Annotated in this window: 2 protein-coding genes (1 of these 2 running past the window's edge); both read right to left on the reverse strand. The window is 69.5% G+C overall.

What is annotated here, in order from left to right:
• Complete coding sequence (locus G341_RS0104025) at positions 1 to 13,635, reverse strand: non-ribosomal peptide synthetase (RefSeq protein WP_018177825.1); 13,635 nt, start codon at positions 13,633 to 13,635, stop codon at positions 1 to 3.
• Positions 13,632 to 25,303, reverse strand: the 3' portion of a protein-coding gene (locus G341_RS0104030) for a non-ribosomal peptide synthase/polyketide synthase (protein ID WP_018177826.1). 28,150 nt of this gene lie beyond the right edge of the window; the window shows 11,672 of its 39,822 coding nt (coding positions 28,151–39,822); its start codon lies off the right edge, out of view — the gene reads right to left on this strand; it ends in the stop codon at positions 13,632 to 13,634. The genes G341_RS0104025 and G341_RS0104030 overlap by 4 nt, the downstream gene beginning before the upstream one ends.

Below are 25,303 nucleotides of genomic sequence, written 5' to 3' on the forward strand. Positions count from 1 at the left end.
CTATCCTCTCATGTCGTCCGAGCCGGCCGAACCCGCATCCGCGCCGTCGGCATCGGTCAGCGCGTCTTCGAGCGCCGGACCGATGATCGCCAGCGACTCAGCATCGGCCATGCCGAGGTGATGAGTCGGTACTTCGATATTACGGATCGCACCGGTCACGTAGCCCACCCAGCCGTCGGCGACCGTGGCCGGATCCTCCTTGTCCTCGGTAGCAGTGAAGACAAGCAGGTCGCCGCGGAATTCATCCGGCGCGAAGCCCAGCACCACTCGGGTCGAGGTGTCGAAGCTCGTCATCACGCGCTCCACCTGGTCATCGGCGAGCAGCCCCATACCAGCGATCTGGCTCCGGATGATCTCGGTGACCTCCTGCGACGTCGACGCGTGGACATCGTCACCGAGGTCGAACAGGTCCCGCCAGCCGCCCAGGACGTCCACGACGACCGAGCCGTCCGACTCCGCACCAGTGTCATCGGCGGCGGTGTCCGATTCCAGCAGTTCGGTGATGGCCGCGTCATCGCGCGCCTCGTTCTCCGGTCGGGCGTCCATGACGCCGAGGAAGGCGATCTCTTCACCCTCGGCCTGCAGCAGGGTGGCCATCGCCTGCGCGATCACGCCGCCGACCGACCAGCCGAGGATCCGGTAGGGCCCGTGCGGCGACACCTTGCGGATCTCCGCGACGTAGCGGGCCGCAAGTTCATGCGCATCGGTGCTGCTGGGCTCGCCGTTGACCACGTGCGGGTCCTGCAGTCCGTAGATCGGCCGATCCGCCAGATACGGCGCGAGGCCGCCGTAGAACCAGGCCACACCGCCGGCCGGGTGGACGCAGAAGATCGGCGGTCGCGATCCGTCGGCGCGCAGCGCGATGAGCACGTTGTCGACGACACTGTTGCCCTCGGCAACCTTGCGGGCGAGCCCACGAACGGTGGCGTCATCGAACAGCCAGCCCAGTTCGAGGTCCAGCGCATGCTGGTCGCGCACCCGGGCGACCACCCTCGTCGCCGACAGCGAGTTGCCGCCCAGGTCGAAGAACGACTCGATGATGCTCACTCGGCCCAGCCCGAGCACCTCGGCGAACGCCTGCGCGATCGCGCGCTCGACCTCCGTCTCGGGATCGACGATCTCCTTTGTCGCCGTGCCGAATTCAGGTTTCGGCAGCGCCCGCCGATCCAGCTTTCCGGACGAGTTCAGCGCCAACTCGGCCAGCGGCATCCACACGGTCGGTACCATGTACGATGGCAGGGCCTGCGCCACGGACGCTTTCACCGCATCCAGGTCGATATCGGCGGGCGTCACATAAGCGACCAGGTGTTCACCACCGTCGGCCGACTTCGCTACGGCCGCCGCCGCCTGATGGACCTCCGGCACCGCGGCGAGGACCGTCTCGATCTCCCCCAGCTCCATGCGCTGACCGCGCAGCTTGACCTGGAAGTCGGTGCGGCCCAGGTACTCCAGCTCGCCCGCGCCGTTCCAGCGCACCAGGTCGCCGGTGCGATACAACCGGGCGCCCGGCAGGCCGGAGTACGGGTCGGCCACGAATCGGTCGGCGGTCAGGTCGCCACGTCCCGCGTACCCGCGCGCCAGCTGTGCTCCGCCGAGATACAACTCGCCCGGCACTCCGCGCGGGGTCGGCCGCAGCCGCGAATCGAGAACGTAGGTACGGGTATTCGCGACGGGGCCGCCGATCGGAATCGCGACCCCGGCCGACTCGACAACCTCGTGGGCGGTCACGTCGACCGCCGACTCCGTCGGACCGTACTGGTTGATCAAGGCGACATCGGGCAGCACCGACGCGAGCCGGCCGGCGACCGCCGGCGTCAACGCCTCGCCGCCACTCAGTACCAGGCGCAGGTTGTCGATGCGGTGCGCACCGCGCTCGACCAGCTCGAGGAAGACCGCGAGGAGCGAGGGCACGAACTGGACGACCGTCACCCCTTCCCGCTCGATCAGATCCGCCAGATACTCGGGATCGCGATAGCCATCGGGCCGAGAGATGACAGTGCGCGCGCCGACGACCAACGGCCAGAACAGCTCCCACACCGAGGCGTCGAAGGTGATCGGCGTCTTGGCCAGCACCGTGTGGACCCCGCCGCGGGTGAACAGATCCGTGATCCACCGCAACAGGTTCGTCGCGGCCGCATGCGACACCGTGACACCCTTCGGCCGACCGGTCGATCCCGAGGTGAACAGGGTGTACAACGCGTGGTCGGGCCGCAGCGGCGTGATGCGATCGGCATCCGTGATCGGCGGCACGGCCGCCTCGACAGCCGTCGAGCAGTCGACGGGGACGGCACGTACATCAAGGGCCGCAAAGGTATCCGCCGACGATGTCGGCGCCACCAGCATCAGTTCGGCGCCCGCCGTGGCGAGCATGTACTCCGCCCGCTCGGCTGGGCCGTTGATGTCGATCGGCACGTACTGGCCGCCGGCGGCGACGATCGCGTGTATCGCGACGACCATCTCCACGCCGCTGCCGATTCCGACGGCCACCGGCACGTCCGGACCGACGCCCAGCGAAATCAGCTCGCGCGCAAGCGTGTTGACCCGATCACCGAACTCCGCATACGACACGGCGCGGCCGTCGAATACGAGCGCCGGGCGACGCGGTGACCGGGCGATCTGCGCCGCGACGAAATCCGCCACGGTCCCGGCCGGAACATCCCGATGCTCGCCGACCGCCGCCGCGAGCACCTTGAGCTCGGCGTTCGGCGACATCAGCGGCAGGTCGCCGACCGGGGCATCCACATCGGTCGTCAATTCGTCCAGCAACGTCACGAGACGTTCGGACATCTCCTGCACGGTCGCGGCATCGAACAGATCGGTGGCGTACGTCGCCAGGCCGGTCCAGGCCTGGCCGACCTCGGCGCTCGACACGCTGATCGACAGGTCCAACTGGGCCGAGACCAGCGGCGGATCCATCGGCGTGACCTGCAGCCCGGCGACCGCGATATCGGCGCCGGCGGCCGACGCCGCGGGATCGAAGGACAGCAGCACCTGTGCCAACGGCGAGAACGCGGCAGATCGAACCGGATCCAGCGCCTCGACCACCGACTCGAACGGCACGTCGGCGTGTGCCAGCGCGTCGAGATCGGTCGCCCGCACGTCGGCCAGCAGGTCGGCGAAGGATCGTCCGCTGTCGACCTGTGCCCGCAGCACCAGGGTGTTCACGAACATGCCGACCAGTGGATCGAGCACCGCCTGGCCCCGACCGGCGATCGGCGTCGCGACCACGATGTCCGAGGTCGCGGACAGCCGCGCCAGCAGCACCGCCAGCGCGGCATGCACGACCATGAACGGGGTCGCCCCATGCGCCTGCGCGACCTCGACGATCCGGGCGCCGACCGACGCCGGAATCTCGAACGACACGTTGTCGCCGCGACGCGACGCGACCGCCGGACGCGGGCGATCGGTCGGCAGTTCGAGCACGTCCGGCAGCCCCGCCAACTGGCCCCGCCAGTAGTCGACCTGACGGCCGACGACCGAGGCCGGGTCGGCCACCGAACCGAGCACATCGTGTTGCCACAGTGCGTAATCCGCGAACTGCACCGCCAGTGGGGTGTACCCCGGCGCCGTCCCGGCGGCCCGGGCCGCGTAGGCAGTCACGAGGTCCGTCACCAGGGGCAGCAGCGATTCGCCGTCGGCGCCGATGTGGTGGGTCACGACCACCAGATCGAACTCGTCATCGCCGCGACGCAGCAATCGTACCCGCAGCGGCCACTCGGCAGTCACGTCGAAACCCCGTGCCGCCGCATCTAACAAGGCGGCCTCCGCGTCCACCACCTCGAACACGCCACGGCCATCGATCTCGTCGACAGCGCCGATCACCTGGGACGGCACCCCGTTCACGGCCGGGAACGACGTCCGCAGCACCTCGTGCCGCGTCAGCACGTCGGCGACCGCGATCCGCAGCGCGTCGACATCCAGCGCCCCGGACAGCTTCAGCATGGCCGGGATGTTGTAGGTCGGCTGCGTCGGATCGAGGCGGTTGATGAACCACATCCGCTGCTGCGCGAACGACAACGGGATCCGCTCCGGCCGCGGTGTCACCGCCGTGATCGGCACAGTCGACGCACCGAAGCCCGGCACCGCTTCGGCCAGCTCACGCACGCTGGGCGCGTTGAACAGATCGCGGACGGAAACCGTGCGCCCCAATACATCCGACAGCCGCGCGACGACACGCATCGCCGACAACGAATTGCCGCCCAGATGGAAGAACGACTCGACCGAGCTCACCTGGTCGATGCCCAGCACCGACGCGAACACGGCGGCGATTGTCTCCTCGAGGGCCGAGACTGGCGGAACATATTCCGCGGCAGCCAGACTCGGTGGCGGCAGGTGGCGCCGCGACACCTTACCGGCCGTATTCAGCGGCATCTCGGCCAGCGCGACCCACGCGGTCGGCCGCATGTACTCGGGCAGCGAGCGCGCCACCGACGCCTTGACGGTATCGAGGTCGACGGTGTCCGGCGACACGTACGCCACCAGCTGCTCCCCCGCCGCGCTCGGCGCGACGATCGCGGCCGCCAGGATCACACCCGGCGCGGCCGCGAGGACGGTTTCGATCTCGCCCAGCTCGATCCGCTGACCGCGCAGCTTCACCTGGAAGTCTGTCCGGCCCAGGTACTCCAGCTCACCGGCGCCATTCCACCGGACCAGGTCGCCGGTGCGATAGATGCGGTCACCCGGCGCCCCGTACGGATCGGCGATGAAGCGTTCGGCCGTCAACGCAGGCTGGGCCGAGTAGCCGCGCGCCAGCTGGATTCCGCCGAGATACAGTTCGCCCGGCATGCCCGGCGGCACTTCATGTAGCCGGGAATCCAGCACGAGCGCACTCGTGTTCCACACCGGCTTCCCGATTGGGACGGTGCGGGCAGGCTGCGAAATACGTTGCACCGTCGCGTAGATGGTGGCCTCGGTCGGCCCGTACTGATTGTGGATCGGCACATTCGGCAGCAGTGTGCCGATCGCGTGGGCCACGGTCGGCGTCAGCGCCTCGCCACCGGTATGCAGGTACCGCAACGACATCCGGCCGAATTCGGCCGGCTCGATGATCTCGGCCATCGCCGCGAGCATCGACGGCACCAGCGTCACCGACGTGATCCCGTGATCGATCAGCGCCCGCGACACAGCCACCGGGTCGCGATGCTCACCCGGCGGCAGCAAGACCAGGCGGCCGCCGCAGAACACCGGGCGCAGGATCTCCAGCACCGCCGGATCGAATGTGTACTCCAGCACCTGAAGTACCGCGTCCTGCGCGGTGAACCCGTAGTAGTCCCGGTCGAAGGTCAGGTGCGCAGTCAGCGCCTGCCGGGACACGGTCACGCCCTTCGGGCGGCCGGTCGAACCCGACGTGAATATCGTGTAGGCGGCGTGCTCGCCGGCGACCGCGCCGCGGCGCTCATCGTCGGCGACGGCCGGCGTCGCCAAGTCGATATCGGTCCCGGCATCGACCACCAGCACTGCCTGATCGAGTTCGGCGATGCCGTCCGGGATCCCACCCGATCCGACGAGCACGATCGACAGGTCCGCGGTATCGGCCATGTAGCGCACCCGGTCGGCCGGCGCGGCGGTATCGATCGGCACGAAGGCGCCGCCCGCCGCCAGCACCGCGTGAATCGCAACGATCATCTCGACCGACCGCGGAATACACACTCCCACAGCGACATCCGGTCCGACGCCGACCGCGATCAGTTCCCGGGCCACCGTCGCGGCGCGGGCCGCCAGCTCACGATGGTCGACGATGCGGTCACCGGCGACCACCGCCACCGAATCCGGGCTGACGCCCGCTCGGCGCTCGGCGAGGTCGGTGACGGCGTCGGACGGTACCGCCGCCGCCGTGCCGTGCGACCACGCGTCCACGGTCGCCGCGGTCTGCTCGTCCAGCAACGACAGGTCACCGACCAACGTCTCCGGAGCCTCGACAAGGCCACGAAGAACCGCGGTGACCGCGGTCGCGAACGCGCCGATCTCACCGTCATCGAATGCCGCTGGCAGGTACGCCAGTCGCAGCGAGACCCGTCCATCGGCGACCGACGACGCCAGGTTCAGCGGGTAGTGGGTCGAGTCGCTGACGTCCGCGCCGCGGACGTCGAGCCCGCCGACCGCAGTGGTGTCGGCTGATTCCAGCGACCTGGTGTCGACGGGATACGACTCGTGCACCGTCAGCGTGTCGAAGGCGATCGGCCGCCCACTGGCGGCGGCGATCTCCGGCAACCCGAGGTGCTGGTAGTCCAGCAGCGCGATCTTCTCGGACTGCAGTGTCGCGACGACGTCGCCGAGGCTGGCGTCAGGATCGACGTCGACCACCGTCGGCAGAGTGTTGATGAACAGGCCCACCATCGACTCGACGCCGGGCAGGTCCGCGGGCCGGCCGGACACCGTCTCGCCGAAGGTGACCACCCGATTGCCGGTCAGCCGCGACAGCAGCACCGCCCAGGCCAGCTGCAGTGCGGTGGCGAGGGTGACGCCGTGGCGGCGGACCGCGGCCTCCAGGTCGGCGCTCAGCTGTTCGTCGAGCAGCACGATCTGCTCGCGCGGCCGGGTGTCGGCGGTGGCCTCCACGCCGGGTGCGACCAGCGTCGGCCCCTCGACCTGCGACAGCCACTGCGACCACGCCTCGAGGCCGGCGCGGTCGTCGACCGCACTGATGTGCCGGAGGAAGTCTTCGAAGTCGCGACCGTCGGCGTTGCCGGTGAAGGTGTCACCCGTGGCATACAGGGCCAGTAGATCGGCCAGTACCAGCGGCCCCGACCAGCCGTCGAACAGGATGTGATGATTTGTAATGACAACGTCGGTCTCGTCGCCATGGCGGACCACGACCACCCGCAGCAACGGCGGCGCGGCCATGTCGAACGGCTGGGCCTGCTGCTCCTGCGCGAGTTCCTGCACGCGCTGCGCCGCCTCGGCCGGGTCCAGGCCATCGCCTAGGTCGACGATCTCCCAGCCGGCGCGGGCGCCCGGCGGAATGACTGCGACGACGGCACCGCTCGGCGGTCGCACGAATCCGCTCGCCAGCACGCGATGCCGGCGAAGCAGCTCGTCGGCGGCGGTACGCAAACGGTCGAGGTCGACCGCGCCGCCCAGCCGCAGCACGGTCTGCGTGACGTAGACGTCGACGGCCTGGTCGTCGGCCAGGGTCGACTGGAAGTACAGCCCGCGCTGCAATGGCGAGAGCGGCCAGATCGCGGCACCCGGGTAGCGCACCGCGAGGTCGTCCAGGTCGGCCTGGGTGACTCCGGTTCCAGGGACATCCGACGGCGACAGGCCGACATCGGCTCCCGCCGTGACGATCTCGGCGATCGCCGTCAGCTCGGCGGCCCAGCGATCGGCGAGATCGGCCGCATCCGCGGCCGACATGATCGCCTCGGCATAGCGGAAGTCGGCGGCGATCGAGCGACCGTCGGGGCCGGCGGTGACGCTGGCGTTGATCGTCAGCGCCGCCATCGCCGGCATCGCGCCCGACACCGAGGACGGCAGAAACGGCGCGTCCGGCGCGGGAAGGAAGTCGGGGATGACGACGGCGGCGTCGTCGGTGGCCTGCTCGGCCGATGCCGCACCCGCACGATTGCCGAGATAGTTGAACGCGATCGACGGCAACGGCCGGTCGGCGAGCGTCGATCCCGGCGCATACCGCAGCAGGGAGAAGCCGATTCCGTGATCGGGAATCGACACCCGTTCTTCCTTGGCGGCCTTCACCGCGTGCACGGGATCCGCGGTGGGATCGATCAGCATCGGGATCAGGCTGGTGAACCAGCCGACCGTCCGCGACAGGTCCGCACGGCGCGGATTGGGCCCCGTCTCCAGCACGTTCTCATGACGGCCATGACCTTCGACGATCACCGACACCGGACGGTCGTCTGCGATACCGCGATCGGCCTGCCACGACCGCACCGCCCGCGCGAGTGCACCCACCAGAACGTCATTCACGTTGCCGCCGAAGGCCTCCGGGACACCGCTCAACACGGCCTCGGTGGTCTCGGGGGCAACCCGGCCGACGACCGAACCGACCGCATCGAGCCGGTCCCGCTGCGGATCGAAGTCGGCCCCGAGCGAAGTCGGGTATTGCGGCAACCGCGGAAGCCAGTGCGCGAGCTCGGCTTCGCGTTCGGTGACGCCCGCGACGACCGCACCCTGCCAGGCCCGCATCGAGGTGAGCTCGGCCCGGATCGCAGGCGTCTGCCCCTGCGCCACCGCGACCCCGGCGGTCACCAGGTCCTCGATGAGGATCGGCCACGACACGGCATCGACGGCGAGGTGGTGGATCGCGAGCACCAGCCGGGCCGCGTCCGGACCCGCCACGATCGCTGCCTGCAAGACCCGGCCGGACGCCGGATCGAGCCGACCGAGCGCGCGCCGATGCGCCGACTGAAGTTCGTCGGAAAACGTCTCCGAGCCCGGCGCTGCCATGATGAGCGTGCGTTCGATCGCCGCCGGCGCATCGAACGGGACACCGTTCTGCAAGCGCCAGACACCGCCGTCGAACGCGAGGCGCGCGGATAGCATCGGGTGCGCCGCCACCACGGATTCGAGGATCGGGACCAAGTCATCGACGGTGAGCGCGGCCGGAATCGACAGCACCATGGACTGGTTGAAGTCCGCGAAATCTTCTGGCCGCTCGCTGGTGTCGACCATCCACGACACGATCGGGGGCAGCACGCAGTCGCCGACTCCCCCGCCCTCAGGTTCGGCGAGCTCTGGAATCGTGGTCGAGCCGTCCAGCGCGGCAGCGGCCATCGCCCGCACGGTCTTGTGCTCGAAGATGTCGCGCGGGGTCAACGGCAGGCCGGCCGACTTGGCTGCCGACGCCAGCTGGATCGACATGATCGAGTCGCCGCCGAGGGCGAAGAACGAGTCGGTGACGCTGACCTCTTCGCGGCCCAGCAGCCCGGCGACGATCGTCGCCAACGATTCCTCGGCGGCCGTGGCGGGGGCGATCCGGTCGGCGGCCTCGAACACCGGCTCCGGCGCGGGCAGGGCCGCCCGATCAAGCTTGCCGCCGGGCGTCACCGGCAGTTCGTCGAGGACCACGATCTGGTGCGGAACCATATGTCCGGCAAGACGATTACCCGCGGCCGCGATCACCGCCGCGACATCGACGGTCGCCCCGGCCTCCGGCACCACGTAGGCCACCAGCCGCGAACGGCCATTGTCGTCGGCGACACCGAGGACGACCGCGGACGACAGCTCCGACAGATCGGCCAGCACGGCCTCGATCTCTCCCAGTTCGATCCGCTGCCCGTTGATCTTGACCTGATGGTCGGCACGCCCGCCGAACTCGAGTTCGCCGTCGCGGGTGACCCGGACGAGGTCGCCGGTCGCGTACATCCGGCGGCCCGGCACCCCGCTGAACGGGTCGGCCACGAACGCCGACGCGGTCAGCGCCGGCCGACCAAGATATCCGCGGGCCAGTGAATCGTCGCTGGCCAAATACAATTCGCCGACGACGCCGCGCGGCACCGGATGCAGCCGCGCGTCGAGCACGTAGGCCGCGAAGCCCCGCACTGGATGCCCGATCGTGACCGGCCTTCCCACCTCGGATCGACCGGTGCTCGACCAGACCGTCGCCTCGGACGGCCCGTAGAAGTTGAACATGCGCCGGCCGGGTACGCCGTCGGCCCACCGCGCGATGAGCTCGGGCGGACAGGCCTCGCCGCCGGTCACCAGGTTGCGGATCGACCGGCCGCGCTCGACCGGGACGGTGCCGAGGACGGTCGGGGTGATGAGCGTGTCGGTGACCCGATGCCGCTGCAGCACGGCGCCGAGCGCCTCGCCGGCGTAGTCGGTCTGCGGCGCGACCACGAGCGTGTGGCCGAGCGCGACCGACCACATCATCTCCAGCACCGACGCGTCGAAACTCGGCGACGACACGTGCAGCACGCGGGTGTCGGGCGCCTCGGCCGGCGAACCGGTGATCTCCTGCAGCGCATCGACCAGGTTGGCGATGCCCCGGTTGCTCACGCCGACCGCCTTCGGCCGGCCGGTGGATCCGGAGGTGTAGATCAGATAGGACAGATTGTCCAGGCGCACAATGCCGTTGCGCTCGCCGGCGGCGACCGGCGCACCCGGGACCTCACCTGCCGACGCCGCCGAGACGTCGATCCATTCGCAGCCTGACTCGCCGAGGCGGGGGCGGGTGGCGCCGTTCGTGATTCCCCAGCGCGCACCCGAGTCGGCCACCATGTAGTCGATCCGCTCCTGCGGATAGGCGGGGTCGATCGGCACGTACGCCGCGCCCGATTTGACGACGCCGAAGACGGCCACGACGGAGTCGATGGACCGTTCCAGGCCCACCGCGACGACATCATCGACCCGGACCCCGCGTTCGATCAGGACGCGGGCCAGCCGATCCGTCTTTTCTTCGAATTCCCTGTGCGACAGCACCTGTCCGTCGCAGATCAGCGCAGGTTCGGCCGGGTCGAGCTCGCGCGCCGCGAGGATGTCGACCAATGTTCGCGGCGTGGTGACGCCGCCGTCGACGGCGGGCTCGGCGGCGCCGGTCGAGTTCCGGCTGGGACGCATCGCGGCGAGCGCCTCGTCGTCGATGACATCGATGTCGCCGACGGCACGCCGTGGGTCCTGCGCGATGGTGGCGACGACCTGCAGCCACAGATCGGCGAATCGCCGCACGGTGTCTTCGTCGAACAGTGCGGTGGCATAGAGGAAGTCGGCGCGCATCGGGCTGTTCGCCGACCGGTCGGTGACGCCCACGGTGAGGTCGAACTTGGCGACCGAGATCAGCGTTCCGAGCGTCTCGCCGGCGAGACCCGTGCGGGCCGCGTCCCGCGCGGTATCGGCTGCGGCGTCGACGGATTCGTGTGTGAAGGCGATCTGCACCAGCGGCTGGTAGGCGGTCGAGCGCTCCGGCGCGAGTTCCTCGATCAGGTCGTCGAACTGCACATCGGCGTGGCCGAATGCGTCGACATCGGTCGACCGCACGCGGGCGACGAAGTCCGAGATCGATTGCGCCGGATCGACATCCGTACGCAGCACCAGGGTATTGACGAACATGCCGACGAGGTCGGCCAGCGCGGCATCGGTCCGGCCGGCGATCGGCGCGCCGATGATCACGTCGGAGGTGGCCGCCAGCCGGCCGACGGTGATCGCCAACGCCGCATGCGACAGCATGAACGCGGTGACGTCGTGTTCGCGCGCGAACGCCTCGAACGACGCGGCGACCGCGTCGTCGACCTCGACGGACACCACACCGGCGGACGTGTCGAGCACGGCCGGCCGCGGACGATCCATCGGCAGGTCGGTGACGGCCGGCAGGCCGGCGAGATGTTCCCGCCAGTACGCCATCTGCATCCCGGCCGGCGAGGCCGGATCGGCAATGTCGCCCAATACCTCGCGTTGCCACAGCGCGTAATCGGCGTACTGCACCGGCAGCGCCGCCCGCTGCTCGACCTCGACGCCGGTGCGGCGCAGGTAGGCATTCAGCAGGTCGCCGACGAACACCTGATTCGATTCGCCGTCGAAGGCGATGTGATGTGCGGTGACCACCACGTCGTTGCCGTCGACTCGCGGGTACACCCGGGCCCGGATGGGCAGCTCCGTCGCGACGTCGAAACCGCGCAGCGCCGAGGCCGCGAGCTCGCCCTCGTCGTCGACGATCGCGAAATCGACGGCGGCGGAAACCTCTTCGATACCGAGGATGCGCTGCAGCGGCCCCTGGTCATCGGACGGGTAAACCGTGCGCAGCACCTCGTGCCGGTCCATCACGTCGAGCAGCGCGCCGCGCAGGGCATCGGCATCGAGCGCGCCGTCGACACGCAGGCCCATCGGGATGTTGTATGCCGATGAGTCCGTGTCGAATTGGTTGATGAACCACATGCGCATCTGCGCGGTGGACAACGGCAGCCGGTCGGGACGCTCGCCGGCGGTGAGCCGGGAGATAGTGCGCGTGCGGCCGGATACAGCGGCGGCCAGCTCTCGCACGGAAGGGGTGTCGAACAGGTCGCGCACCGACACGTCGACGTCGAGGCCGTCGGCGATCCGCGCGGCGACGCGGGTGGCGGCCAGCGAGTTCCCGCCCAGATCGAAAAAGGACTCGACCACGCTGACACGCTCCATGCCGAGTACATCGGCGTAGATGGCGGCGATCTCGATCTCGGAGTCGGTTGCGGGCGATACGAATTCGGCGACTGCGAGGTCCGGACGCGGCAGTGCGCGGCGCGCCACCTTGCCGCTGCTGCCCAGCGGCATCACCGGCAGCGCGACCCACTGGGTGGGCCGCATGTACTCCGGAAGCGCCTGCGCGACGACCGCTCGGACCGCGTCGAGATCGACCGTGTCGGGCGCGACGTAACCGACCAGCTGATCACCCGCAGGTAGCGCCACGACGTCCGCCGCGGCATGCACCACGCCGGGGGCCGACGCCAGCACCGACTCGACCTCGCCGAGCTCCAGACGCTGGCCGCGCAGCTTGACCTGAAAATCGGTGCGGCCCAGGTAATCGATCTCGCCCGCGGAATTCCAGCGGACCAGGTCACCGGTGCGATACAGCCGGGTGCCGGGCTCGCCGAACGGGTCGGCGACGAATCGTTCCGCCGTCAGTCCCGACTGACCGGCGTAGCCGCGCGCCACCTGCACGCCGCCGAGATACAACTCGCCCGGCACGCCGGCGGGCACCAGCTGCAGGCGCGCGTCGAGCACGAACGTAGTGGTGCTGGGCACCGGTACGCCGATCGGGACGGTGGTCTCCCCGACCACGACCTGATGCGCTGTGACGTCGACGGCGGCCTCGGTCGGACCGTAGAGGTTGTAGACGCCGACGCGCGGCAGCGCTGAAAGCACCGCCTGCGCGGTGGACGCGGTGAGGGCCTCGCCCGAGGTGAACATCGCGCGTAGGCTGCCGAGTTCGGCCAGGCGCGGGCCGAGCACGTCGACGAAGGTCGCCAGCATCGACGGCACGAAGTGGATGGCGGTGACGCCCTCGTCGGCGACGACGTCCGCGACGTAGCCAGGGTCGCCGTGCCGGTCGGGTTCGGCGATGACGAGGGTCGCGCCGACGGTCGCCGGCAGGAACAGCTCCCACACCGAGACGTCGAACGTGACCGGCGTCTTCTGCAGGAAGACGTCGGACTCCTTGAGCCCGTACCACTCTCGCATCCACTCGAGCCGATTCACGATCGCCCGGTGCGAGACCGTCACCCCCTTGGGCCGGCCGGTCGAGCCCGAGGTGAAGAGCGTATAGGCGGCGTCGTCGGGATGGATCGGCGCCACGCGCTCGCCGTCGGCGATTGGCGGGGTGTCGAGATCGATCCGCGCGTCGGCGTCGACCGTGAGCAGCCGGGTCGTACCGGCCAGCGCCGCCACCACCGGCGGAACGACGCCTGCCGGCACCAGCACCAGCTGCGCGCGGGCGGTCTCGAGCATGTACTCGGCGCGCTCGGCGGGCGCGTCGACATCGAGCGGCACATAGTGGCCGCCCGCCTCGACGACGGCGTGCACCGCGACGAGCAGCTCGATCGATCGCGGAATCGCCACGCCCACGGCCACATCCGGCCCGACGCCGAGCGCGATCAGCCGCCGGGCCAGGTCATTGACCCGGGCCGAGAATTCGGCATAGGACACCCGCCGCGACCCGAAGACGAGTGCGGCACTTCCCGACGTTGCGGCGATCCGAACGACGTCGGTCACAACCTGTCTCCTTCATCAGTGTGTTCGTCGGCCCGGGCGTGCCGTCGCGACATCATTGCCGAGAGCGTGCTCGCGCCGTACGTCCGGCCCGCGCCGCTCGTCGGCTCAGGGCCCGACGACCATGCGACCAGTTGTTCCCGCTCGTCCGCCGACACCAGCGGCGCGATGCCGACCGGCTCCGCGGGGGCCGACGACAGAGCGCCGAGCAGGGTCACGAAGCGGTCGACCAGGCTGCCGATCGTGTCCGCGTCGAACAGATCGGTGGCATAGATCGCCGTGCAGGTCCAGGCGCCGCCGGCCCGGATACCGACGTTGAGCGTCAGATCCACCTGCGACGCCACTGCGGGCGGTGTCATCGGGCTGATGCTGATGCCCGATCCGGCGTCGGCCACGTCGGGTGCCGCAGCGGCCTGGCTCGGCCCCTGCTGTGTGGCGGTGAGCATCACCTGCGCCAGCGGCGAGAACGCCTGCGAGCGAACCGGGTTGAGTTCCTCGACGACCGTCTCGAACGGGACATCCGCATTTGCGAACGCCTCGAGGTCGGTGACGCGCAGCTCATCCAGCAGCTCGTCGAAACTCATCGCCGGGGCGACCTCGGCCCGCAGCACCAGGGTGTTGACGAACATGCCGATCAGGCCGTCGAGCTCGGCCTGGCCGCGCCCGGCGATCGGGGTGAGGACCGCGACGTCCTCGGTCGCCGACAGTCGCGCCAGCAACACCGACAGGGCCGCGTGAACCACCATGAACGGCGTCACGCCGCGGTCGCGGGCAAGCCCGAGCACCTGATCGGCGATCGCCTCGGGAACCTCGAAGTCCAGCAGCGCGCCCGCATGCGAGGCCAGGGCCGGCCGCGGCCGATCCATCGGCAGATCCAGCACGTCCGGCAACCCGGCCAGCTGATCGCGCCAGTACGCCAGCTGGCGGCCGACCACCGATTCGGCGTCCTCCGGTGTCCCCAGCTCCTGCTGCTGCCAGATCGCGAAGTCCGCGAACTGGATCGGTAACGGCGCGAACGCCGGAGTGTCGCCGGCGGCCCGCGCCGCATACGCGACGACCATGTCCGCCAGCAGCGGCCGGAACGATTCGCCGTCGCCCACGATGTGGTGCAGCACCGCGACCAGGATCCATTCCTGCTCGGCCACCTGAAGCAACCGCACCCGGAACGGCACCCTGGCAGTCACGTCGAACGGCGTCGTTGCGGCCAGCAGCAGCTGCGACTCGTCCGTACACAGCGCCCAATCGACCTGTGCCGGAGCCGAATCGACCTCGTGAATCCACTGGACCGGCTGCCCGTCGACCTCCGGGAAGGTGGTGCGCAGGATCTCGTGCCGCGCCACCACGTCGGCCACCGCCGCCGCCAGCGCCGTGCTATCCACCGGACCGGTCAGGCGCAGGCCGACCGGAATGTTGTATGCCAGCGACTCCGGTTCCAGACGGTTGAGGAACCACATGCGCCGCTGGGCGAACGACAGCGGAATCGGCTCGGGCCGCGGCACTACAGGCCGGATCGGCGCCAGGCTGATTCCGCGGTCGCCGAGTGTTTCGGCGAGTTCGCGGACGCTGGGCGCGTTGAACAGGTCGCGCACCGTTACCGTCCGGTCTAGCGCCGCCGACACTCGCGCCACCGCCCGCATCGCCGACAGCGAGTGGCCGCCGAGATGGAAGAACGACTCGGTGACGCTGACCTGCTCCACACCCAGCACTGCCGCGAACACAGCGGCGATAGCCGCCTCGTCCGCCGTCTCCGGCGGAACATGTTCCGCGGCAATCAGACTTGGCGCGGGGAGGTCCAATCGGGATACCTTGCCCGCCGAATTGAGCGGCAGTTCCGGAAGCACCACCCAGGCGGTCGGCCGCATGTACTCCGGCAACGACCGCGCGACCTGCGCCTTTACAGCATTCAGGTCGACCGTATCCGGGGTCAGGTACGCCACCAGTTGCTCGCCCGCGCCACTCGCGACGGTCGCGGCTGCGAGCACGACGCCGGGCGCACCCGCCAGCACCGCCTCGATCTCCCCGAGCTCGATCCGCTGGCCGCGCAGCTTCACCTGGAAGTCCGTGCGACCCAGATATTCCAGCTCACCGGCACCGTTCCACCGCACCAGATCACCCGTGCGATAAAGGCGATCCCCCAGCGTTCCGTACGGATCGGCTACGAAGCGTTCCGCCGTCAAACCCGGCTGCGAAGCATAGCCGCGGGCCAACTGGATGCCACCGAGGTACAACTCACCCGGCACACCCGGCGGGACAAGGCGCAGGTGCCGATCCAGCACAAACGCGCGCGTACCGGCAACCGGTGTACCGATCGGCACGGTGCGTCCGGTCGGCGAGATCTCTTGCACCGTCGCATAAATCGTCGTCTCGGTGGGCCCGTACTGGTTGCGGATCGGCACCCCCGGCAGCAGAGCGCTGATCGCGTCAGCAACTGGCCGCGTCAATGCCTCACCACCAGTATGCAAGTAACGCAACGCCATTCGCGCGAACTGCGCCGGATCAATGATCTCCGCCATCGCAGCGATCATCGACGGCACCAACGTTACCGAGGTAACATCGTGCTCGACCAGAGCGCGTGACACCGCCGCCGGATCCCGATGCTCACCAGGCTCCAGCAGTACGAGGCGACCACCCGAGACCACGGGCCGAAGGATCTCCACCACCGCCGGATCGAACGTGTACTCCAGCACCTGCAGCACAACATCATCCGACCCGAAGTCGTAGTAGTCCTTGTCGAACGCCAGGTGCGCGCCGAGTGCCCGCCGCGACACCGTCACACCCTTCGGACGGCCCGTCGACCCCGACGTGAACATCGTGTACGCCGCGTTGTCGCCATAGACCTTCGCGCGGCGCTCCAAATCCGCGACCGCTGGCGTCGAAAGATCGGCATCGCCATTGGCGTCAACAACCATCAGGTGGATCTGATCGAGCCCCGCGAGTCCCGCAGGCAGCCCACCCGGACCGACCAGGATCGTCGACAGGTGCGCAGTTTCCGCCATGTATCGCACCCGGTCGGCTGGCGCAGCCGGATCGATCGGCACGAACCCGCCGCCCGCCGCCAGTACCGCGTGGATCGCCACAATCATCTCCACCGACCGCGGAATACACACGCCCACAGCAATATCCGGCCCGACACCTGCCTCGATCAGCTCCCGCGCCAGCGCCGCCGACCGTGCCGAGAGCTCTCGATAGTCCAGGATGCGATCCCCGGCAACCAGCGCGACCGACTCCGGCCGTTGCGAGACTTGCTCGGCCACCGGATCCGTCACAGACTGCCCGATGGCCGGACTGCCGGTCGACCATTCGACGACCGCGGCCCGGCTGGTCAAGTCGAGTACGGGAATATCGGCGAGCACGGTGTCCGGCGCGTACGCGATTGCGCGCAGCACCTCGACCACGATGTCCGCGAATGCCGCAACCTGGCGGCCGTCGAATGCCGCCGGCAGGTAGGTGATCCGCATGGCAATACCGTCCTGGGTCGGCGCCGTCCCGAGGTTCAACGGATAGTGCGTTGCGTCGTTTGCATCGACCCCCAGGATCTGCGGCGCCCCCGACGCGGTATCGGCGACGGTCGAGAGCGTATCCGTATCCACCGGGTACGACTCGTGCACCGTCAGGGTGTCGAACAGAACCTGCTGTCCCACAACGGAGCTTATCTCCGACAGACCAAGATGCTGGTAGTCGAGCACCGTTACCTTGTCATCCTGCATGCGTGCCAGGACGTCGGCGATCGTCGCGTTGGGATCGACATCAACTACGGCCGGGATCGTATTAATGAACAACCCGATCATCGATTCCACGCCGTCCAGGTCCGCCGGCCGGCCCGAGACGGTCTCACCGAACGCCACTACCCGGTTGCCGGTCAGCCGCGACAGCAGCACCGCCCACGCCAGCTGCAACGCGGTCGCTAGCGTGACACCCGCGGACCTCGCGGAATCAGACAGTGCCGCAGTCAGATCCGTATCCAGGGTTACCTCGTGATCCCGTGGCAGGAGATCGGCACTCGCGGAAGCGCCGGATGCGACGATGGTTGGCCCGTCCAGGGGTTCCAGCAGTGTCCGCCACGCCGCCAGGCCGGCGGCGTGATCGGTCCGCGCGATGCGCTGCACGTAATCGCCGAAGTCGAGCGCGCCTGCCATGATCGGCGCACCGTTGACGTACAGAGCCAGCATCTCAGCCAGAACCAGCGGGCCCGACCAGCCGTCGAACAGGATGTGGTGATTGGTGACGACGAGGCTCGACGTATCGCCGTGACTGACGAGCACGAACCTGATCAGCGGCGCTTCGGACAGGTCGAAGCCAGCCGCACGCTGCTCGCGGCGGATCGAATCTATCTGCAGACCAACATCATCCGCGTCACCGATGTCGACGGCGACCCAATCCAGGTCGACCTCCGCGGGCACCACCGTGACCACCGCACCGGCTTCGGTGCGGACGAACACCGACCGCAGGGCGCGATGGGTGCGCAAGAGTGAGGACGCGGCATCGCGCAGCCTGTCCGGGTCGGCGTCACGCAGGGTGACGACCGCCTGTGTGATATAGACGTCGACCGCGCCCGCCAGGCCGTGCACCAGCTCGGACTGGAAATACAGCCCGCGCTGCAACGGGGTGAGCGGCCAGACGTCCACGCCCGGGAATCGCACTGCCAGTGCGTCCAATTCGGCCTGGCTGATCGCCGTGCCCGGAACGTCGGACGGCGACAGGCCCACCCGGGTGCCGGCGGCCACCAGGTCGGCGACCGCGGTGAGCTCGGCCGTCCAGCGGGCCGCGAGGTCACGGATGTCGTCGGCCGTGAACAGCGTCGACGGGAACGAGAAGCCCGCGGACAGCTGCCGTCCCCGCTCACCCGTTCCGGTGCCGACGTTCACGCTGAGCATATTGAGCGCCGGCATCCGGCCACTCGCCGACGGCGCGAAACCGGGTGCATCGGCGGCCGGGGTGAACGGGATCGCCTCTGCCGCAGTCGGGTCAGCGGTTCCGGCGCGACCGGCCCCGAAGAAGTTGAAGCCGATACTCGGCAGCGGCCGCCGCGACAGCTCGGTGTCGGGGGCGGGGTTGCCGTAGCGGAGCAGGCCGAACCCGACACCGGCATCCGGCTGCGCCAGGCGCTCTTCCTTCGCGGCCTTGACCGCATGCACGATGTCGATCGACGGGTCGAGCGCGACCGGCGCGATCGTGGTGAACCAGCCGACGGTGCGCGAGAGGTCGCTGGCATACGGCTGTGGACCGGACGCCACGATCTCCTCACTGCGGCCATGGCCCTCCGTCAGCAACGACACCGGCGTGTGATCGTCGATGCCGCGAGCCTGCTGCCAGCCGCGCACTGCGCGGGCCAGCGCACCGAGCAGCACGTCGGCAGCGGTGCCGCCGAATGCCTCCGGTACCGCGGTCAGCACCGCCTCGGTGACCGACGCGTCGACCACCTCGGTGACCGATGCCTCGGTCCCGATTCGACCGAGGTCGGCGGCGACCGGGACCCCGAGATCGGTGGCGCGCTGCGGCAGCCGCCGCAGCCAGTAATCCGTCTCGTCCGCCCGGCGTTCGGCCTGCTCGGCGACGGCACCGGCCCAGGCCCGCGCGGTCGTCACCTCCGGCCGCAACGGATCGAGCGAACCGCCGACGGCCTGGCCCCAGGCGGTCACCAGGTCCTCGATGAGGATCGGCCACGACACCGCGTCGACACCGAGGTGGTGCACCACCAGGACGACGCGGCCTGCGCCCGTCGCGCCGAGCACCAGCTCCGCCGCGACCAGCGAGCCCGTCGCCGGGTCGAGGCGCGCCGACGCAGACTCGAACGCGGACTGCAGTTCCGCATCGAATTCGGCGGTGCCCACGGCGACCGACGACTGCCGGCCGGTCACGGCGATCGCCGGATCGAAGGCAGTGCCCGCGGTCAAGGTCCAGCCGGCATCATCGTCGTGGACGAGCGCCGCGCTCAGCATCGGATGGTTGTCGACCACCCGCGCGAGCACCTCGCCGACGAACTGCGCGGTGGCCCCCTCGGGCGCGGTCAGCACCGTCGACTGCGAGAAGTCGCGGAAGTCCGCGGCCTCGGCGGAGCGTTCCAGCATCCACCGCACCACCGGCGGCAGCGGCATCGGCCCGGCCCCACCGGACTCCGGCAGCATCGACAGCCCCTGCGAACCGTCGGTGGCCACCCGAGCCATCGCGCGAACGGTCTTGTGCTCGAAGATGTCTCGCGGTGTCAGCGTCAGCCCGACGGCCTTCGCCGCCGACACCAGCTGGATCGACATGATCGAATCGCCGCCGAGCGCGAAGAACGAATCGGTGACGCTCACCTCGTCGCGGCCCAGCAGCATCCCGACGATGCCCGCCAGCTGTTGCTCGGCCGACGTCGTGGGCGCGGCGAATTCGGCCTCGTCCTCCGACTCAGGCGCCGGCAGCGCGGTCCGGTCGAGCTTGCCCGCCGGAGTGAGCGGCAGTTCGTCGATGACGACGAACTGGGCCGGCACCATGTGCCCGGCCAGCACGGCGCCCGCGCCCGAGGCCACGGCCTCGACGTCGACGCCGCGCGTCGGGTCGACGAGATAGCCGACCAGGCGCGTGCGGTCGCCCTCGGTGACACCGAGCACGACCGCGCCCTCGACACCCGGTTGCGCGGCCAGCACCGCCTCGATCTCGCCCAGCTCGATCCGCTGGCCGTTGATCTTCACCTGATGGTCGGCACGCCCGGCGAACTCGAGTTCGCCGGATGCGTTGTAGCGCACCATGTCTCCGGTGGCGTAGAGTCGCTCGCCCGCCGTACCGAACGGGTCGGCGACGAAGGATGTCGCGGTCAGGCCCGGCCGCGCCAGGTACCCGCGCGCCAGCGCCGGTCCGGCCAGATACAGCTCGCCCATGACGCCCCGCGGCACCTGATGCAGTCGGGCGTCGAGCACGTAAGCCTGCACCCCGTTGATCGGCTTGCCGATGGTCACCGGACGATCCGGCAGCATCCGGCTCCGGGTCGCCCACACGGTGGTCTCCGACGGACCGTAGAAGTTGAACAGCCGGCGACCCTGAGCCGCCCACTGGTTCACCAGTTCCGGCGGGCATGCCTCACCGGCGGTCGCCAGGTTGCGCACGGTGGCCGCCGCCGCCGGATCGACCGACGCCAGCACCGATGGCGTGATGACCATGTCGGTGACCCGATCCCGATCGAGCACCGTCGCCAAAGCCTGGCCCGCATAGGACTGCTGCGGCGCGATCACCAGCGTGTGGCCGGCACCGATTGCCCAGATCATCTCGAAGAACGCCGCATCGAAGCTCGGCGATGCCACATGCAGGATGCGGGTGTCCGGCCCGTCCTCGCGGGAGCCGGTCACCTGCGCGTGCGCCGCCATCAGGTTCGCGATGCCGCGGTTGGTCACCGCGACCGCCTTCGGGCGGCCGGTGGATCCGGACGTGTAGATCAGATACGCGAGGCTGTCGAGCGTGACAGCGCCGCGCCGCTCGCCGTCGACGATGTCGTGGTCGTCCCCGCTCGATAGCTCCGTCAGATCCAGCCAAGTGCAGCCGGTCCCCGTGACCCGATCGGCCGCACCGGCGACCGTGATGCCCAGCCGCACACCGGAATCACCGACCATATACGCGATGCGCTCGTCCGGGTACGCCGGGTCGACGGGCACGTATGCCGCGCCCGACTTGATGACACCCCACACGGCGACGACCGACTCGATGGACCGTTCGATCGCCACAGCGACAACGTCTTCCGGGGCGACGCCGCGGGCGATCAATGACCGCGCCACGGCGTTGGTGCGGGCCTCGAACTCCTGGTAGCGCAGCGTCGCCCCGTCGCATACCAGCGCCGGATGCATCGGATCGAGGTCGCGCTCGGCCAGCAGCTGCACCAGCGTGCCGGCATCGACCTCCGCCTGATCCGTGCGTTCGACGCGCGGCGCGACCGGCACCGTGTCGGCGATCGCGATGTCGCCGACCGCCGTGTCGGGATCGGACACCAGCGACGCGAGCACGCGCTGCCAGGCATCGGCGAACCGGTTGATCGAGCTCTCGTCGAACAGTGCCTTGGCGTACGAGAACTGCACGCGGATGCCGTCCACGCCTTCGACGACGCTGACGGTCAGATCGACCTTCTCGTCCGCCGCGCCGAGATCGACACCGGGCTCGATCGTGATCCCCAGATCGTCGAGGACGACGGGGCGCAGATCCTCCGAGCGCGTCGCGTGCGTCAACGCGATCTGGAACAGCGGCGAATGCGCGGTGGAGCGCTCCGGCGCCAACACCTCGACCAGCTGATCGAACTGAACGTCGGAATTGGAGAACGCTTCGAGGTCGGTGGTCCGCACCGATTCCAGCAGTTCCGCTGCCGTGGCACCGGCCGGCACCGCCGACCGCAGTACCAGCGTGTTGACGAACATGCCGATCAGGCCGTCCAGCGCCGGATCGTTGCGTCCGGCGATGGGTGCACCGATCACCACGTCCTCGACCGCCGCCAACCGGGCGATCGTGACGGCCAGCGCCGCGTGGAACACCATGAAGTTGGTGACGCCGCGTTCGGTGGCGAACGGCGTTATCCGCGCAGCGATGTCGGCATCCACGAAGGTGGTGACCACCTCGGCCGCCGGATCGAGCACCGACGGTCGCGGACGGTCCATCGGCAGATCGGTCACGGCCGGCAGCCCGGCGAGCTGATCGAGCCAGTAGGCGTGCTGGCGCCCGAGAGCGGTCTCGGGGTCAGCCGCCGATCCCAGTTCCTGCGCCTGCCACAGGGTGTAGTCGGCGTACTGCACGGGCAGCGGCGCCGGGTCGGCGGCAGTCCCCGACTCGCGCGCGACATAGGCGGCGACCAGATCGGTGACGAACACCGGCATCGATTCCCCGTCGAACGCGATGTGATGCACGATCACGACGACGTCGACACCCTCGTCGGAGATATGCAGTCCGCCCCGCACCGGCAACTGGCTGCTGACGTCGAATCCGCGGCCCGCCAGATCGACCAACCGGCCGCGGTCATCGGCGACGAGCCACTCGAAGGCGGCGACGGCCTCGTCGACCCCGAGCACCTGCTGCCGTGGGCCCGTGGCGTCGGACGGATAGATCGTGCGCAGCACTTCGTGCCGGCCGATCACATCGAGCAGCGCCGCCCGGACGTTGGCCGGATCGACCCGGCCGCGCAGGCGCAGCGGCAGCGGGATGTTGTAGGTCGTTGCCGCCGTGTCCATCTGGTTGATGAACCACATCCGCCGCTGGGCCGGCGACAACGGGATCATCGCAGGCCGCGGCATCGGGGTCAGTGGTGCGATGGCGCGCGTGGTGCGTCCGGACAACGCTGTGACGAGTTCGCGCACCGACGGCGCATCGAAGACATCGCGGAGGGTGACTTCTACGTCGAGCGCGCCACTGGCGTGCGCGGCGACGCGCGCCGCCGACAGCGAGTTGCCGCCGAGGTCGAAGAATGACTCGGCCACGCTCACCTGATCGACACCGAGGATGTCGGCGAACACCGCGGCGACCGCTTCCTCGGCAGGCGTCTCGGGAGCCACGTATCCGGCGGCCTCGATCACCGGCTCGGGCAGCGCATCCTTGTCGAGCTTGCCCACCGGGGTCAGCGGCAGTGCGTCCAGCACGGTGATCGACGCCGGCACCATATGCGCCGGAAGCGTCTGAGCCACATGCGACTTCAGGGCAGCCGTATCGACCGCCTCCGGGTCGGCCACGACGTAGCCGGCCAGTGCGGTGGCCACCGATCCGCCGACGCCGACCACGACCGCGGCGCTGACCGCCGGATGCGTCGCCAGGGCCGACTCGATCTCGCCCAGCTCGATGCGCAGACCGCGCAGCTTCACCTGATCGTCGCTGCGGCCGGAGTACTCGAGGACCGGAGCGCCCGTCGAATCCTGGCGCCAGCGGACGATGTCACCGGTCCGGTACATCCGATCACCCGGTGCGCCATGCGGATTCGCGACGAACCGGTCGGCGCTCAAGCCCGGCCGGTCCAGGTAGCCGCGCGACAGCGCACCACCGCTGACATAGAGCTCACCAGGAACGCCCAGCGACACCGGACGCAGGCCCGAGTCGAGGACCATCAGGCCGACGCCGGCCAGCGGACCGCCCAGGGTGACGGCCTCGCCGACGGCCATCGGCGCACTGATGGTGACGCCGATCGTGGTCTCGGTCGGGCCGTACAGGTTCTGGATTCGGCGCAGCGGCGCCCAGTCGTCCTTGAGTGCCGACGGCACGGCCTCGCCACCCGCGTAAACCACGCGCAACGCGGGAACCGACTGCGGCTCGATGGTTCCGAGCACGGTCGGCGTCAGGAAGGTATGCGTGACGGCCTGCCGCATCATGTAGTCCTGCAGCACGGCGCCGCCGACGGCCTCGGACGGCCGGTATACCAGCACGCCACCGGACACGGTCGCGAGCAGGTACTCCAGCACGGAAGCGTCGAAGCTCGGGGACGCGAAGCCGAGCACCCGCGAGTACTCGTCGGCACCCGATCGACGCACTTCCTCCGCGGCGAAGTTGGCCAGACCCGAATGCGTCACGGCGACGCCCTTGGGCCGGCCGGTCGAGCCCGACGTGTAGATCACATACGCGACGTTCTCGACCGAGACCGCCCCCAGGCGCTCGGCATCGCCGATGGGGGCATCGCTGAACGCTTCGATCTGCGCCACGGCATCACCGTCGATCCGCAGCCAGTCGAAGGCGTCGCCGGGCAGCTCGCCCGAGGCGGCCACCGTGAGCCCGAGGATCGCTCCGGAGTCCTCGACCATGTTTGCAACGCGATCGGACGGATAGTCCGGGTCGATCGGCACGTAGCCGCCACCCGTCTTGGCGACGGCCCAGATCGCCGTCAGCAGGTCGGCAGACCGGCCGATCGCCAGCGCGACCAGCTTCTCCGGACCGATCCCCTGGCCGATCAGCCAGCGCGCCAACCGATTCGACCGGGCATCCAGCTCGGCGTAGGTGAGCGCGGTGCCGTCGGCATCGATGACCGCCTGACGCGGACCCCACTTGGTCGCGGCCTCGGCGAAGATGTCGCTCAGTATCATCGGCGACGTTCCGGCGCCGCCGCTGACGATGGCATCGGAGTCGGCGACCGAGACAGGCTCCACCGTCGGACGCGGTGTGGTCTCGGCGGCGCGCGCGAGCGCCGCCACCGATAGGCCCTCGCCCAGCTTGATCTGGCCGACCGGCTGCGCGGTATCGGTCAGCGCGACGTCGAGGACACGCACCAACTGATCGGCGAACGTCTGCACAGTTGACTCGTCGAAGAGATCGGTGGCGTAGAGAACCGAACCCTGCCAATCCCCTTCGGCCGCCTGGGACACGCTCACCAGCAGGTCGACGCGGGCCGGCACGGACTCGCTCATGATGGGCGCCACCTGCAGGCCGGCGATCTCGCCGACCGCGAGATCGGCTCCGGCCAGCTCCGGGAGGGCCGTCTGGTCGAAGGTGAACCACACCTGGGAGAACGGCGCGAAGGCCGTCGAGCGGACCGCGTCCGATGCGTCGACGACGGCCTCGAACGGCACGTCCGCATTCGCGAACGCGGCGAGATCGGCCGACTTCGCCTCGGCGAGAAGGTCATCGAAGCTGCGGCCGGCGTCGACCCGGGTACGCAGGATCAGCGTGTTGACGAACATGCCGATCAGCGGATCGAGCACCGGCGACCCGCGCCCGGCGATCGGCGTACCGATCGCGATGTCCTCGG

The organism is Jongsikchunia kroppenstedtii DSM 45133, assembly GCF_000380485.1.
Classification (GTDB): domain Bacteria; phylum Actinomycetota; class Actinomycetes; order Mycobacteriales; family Mycobacteriaceae; genus Jongsikchunia; species Jongsikchunia kroppenstedtii.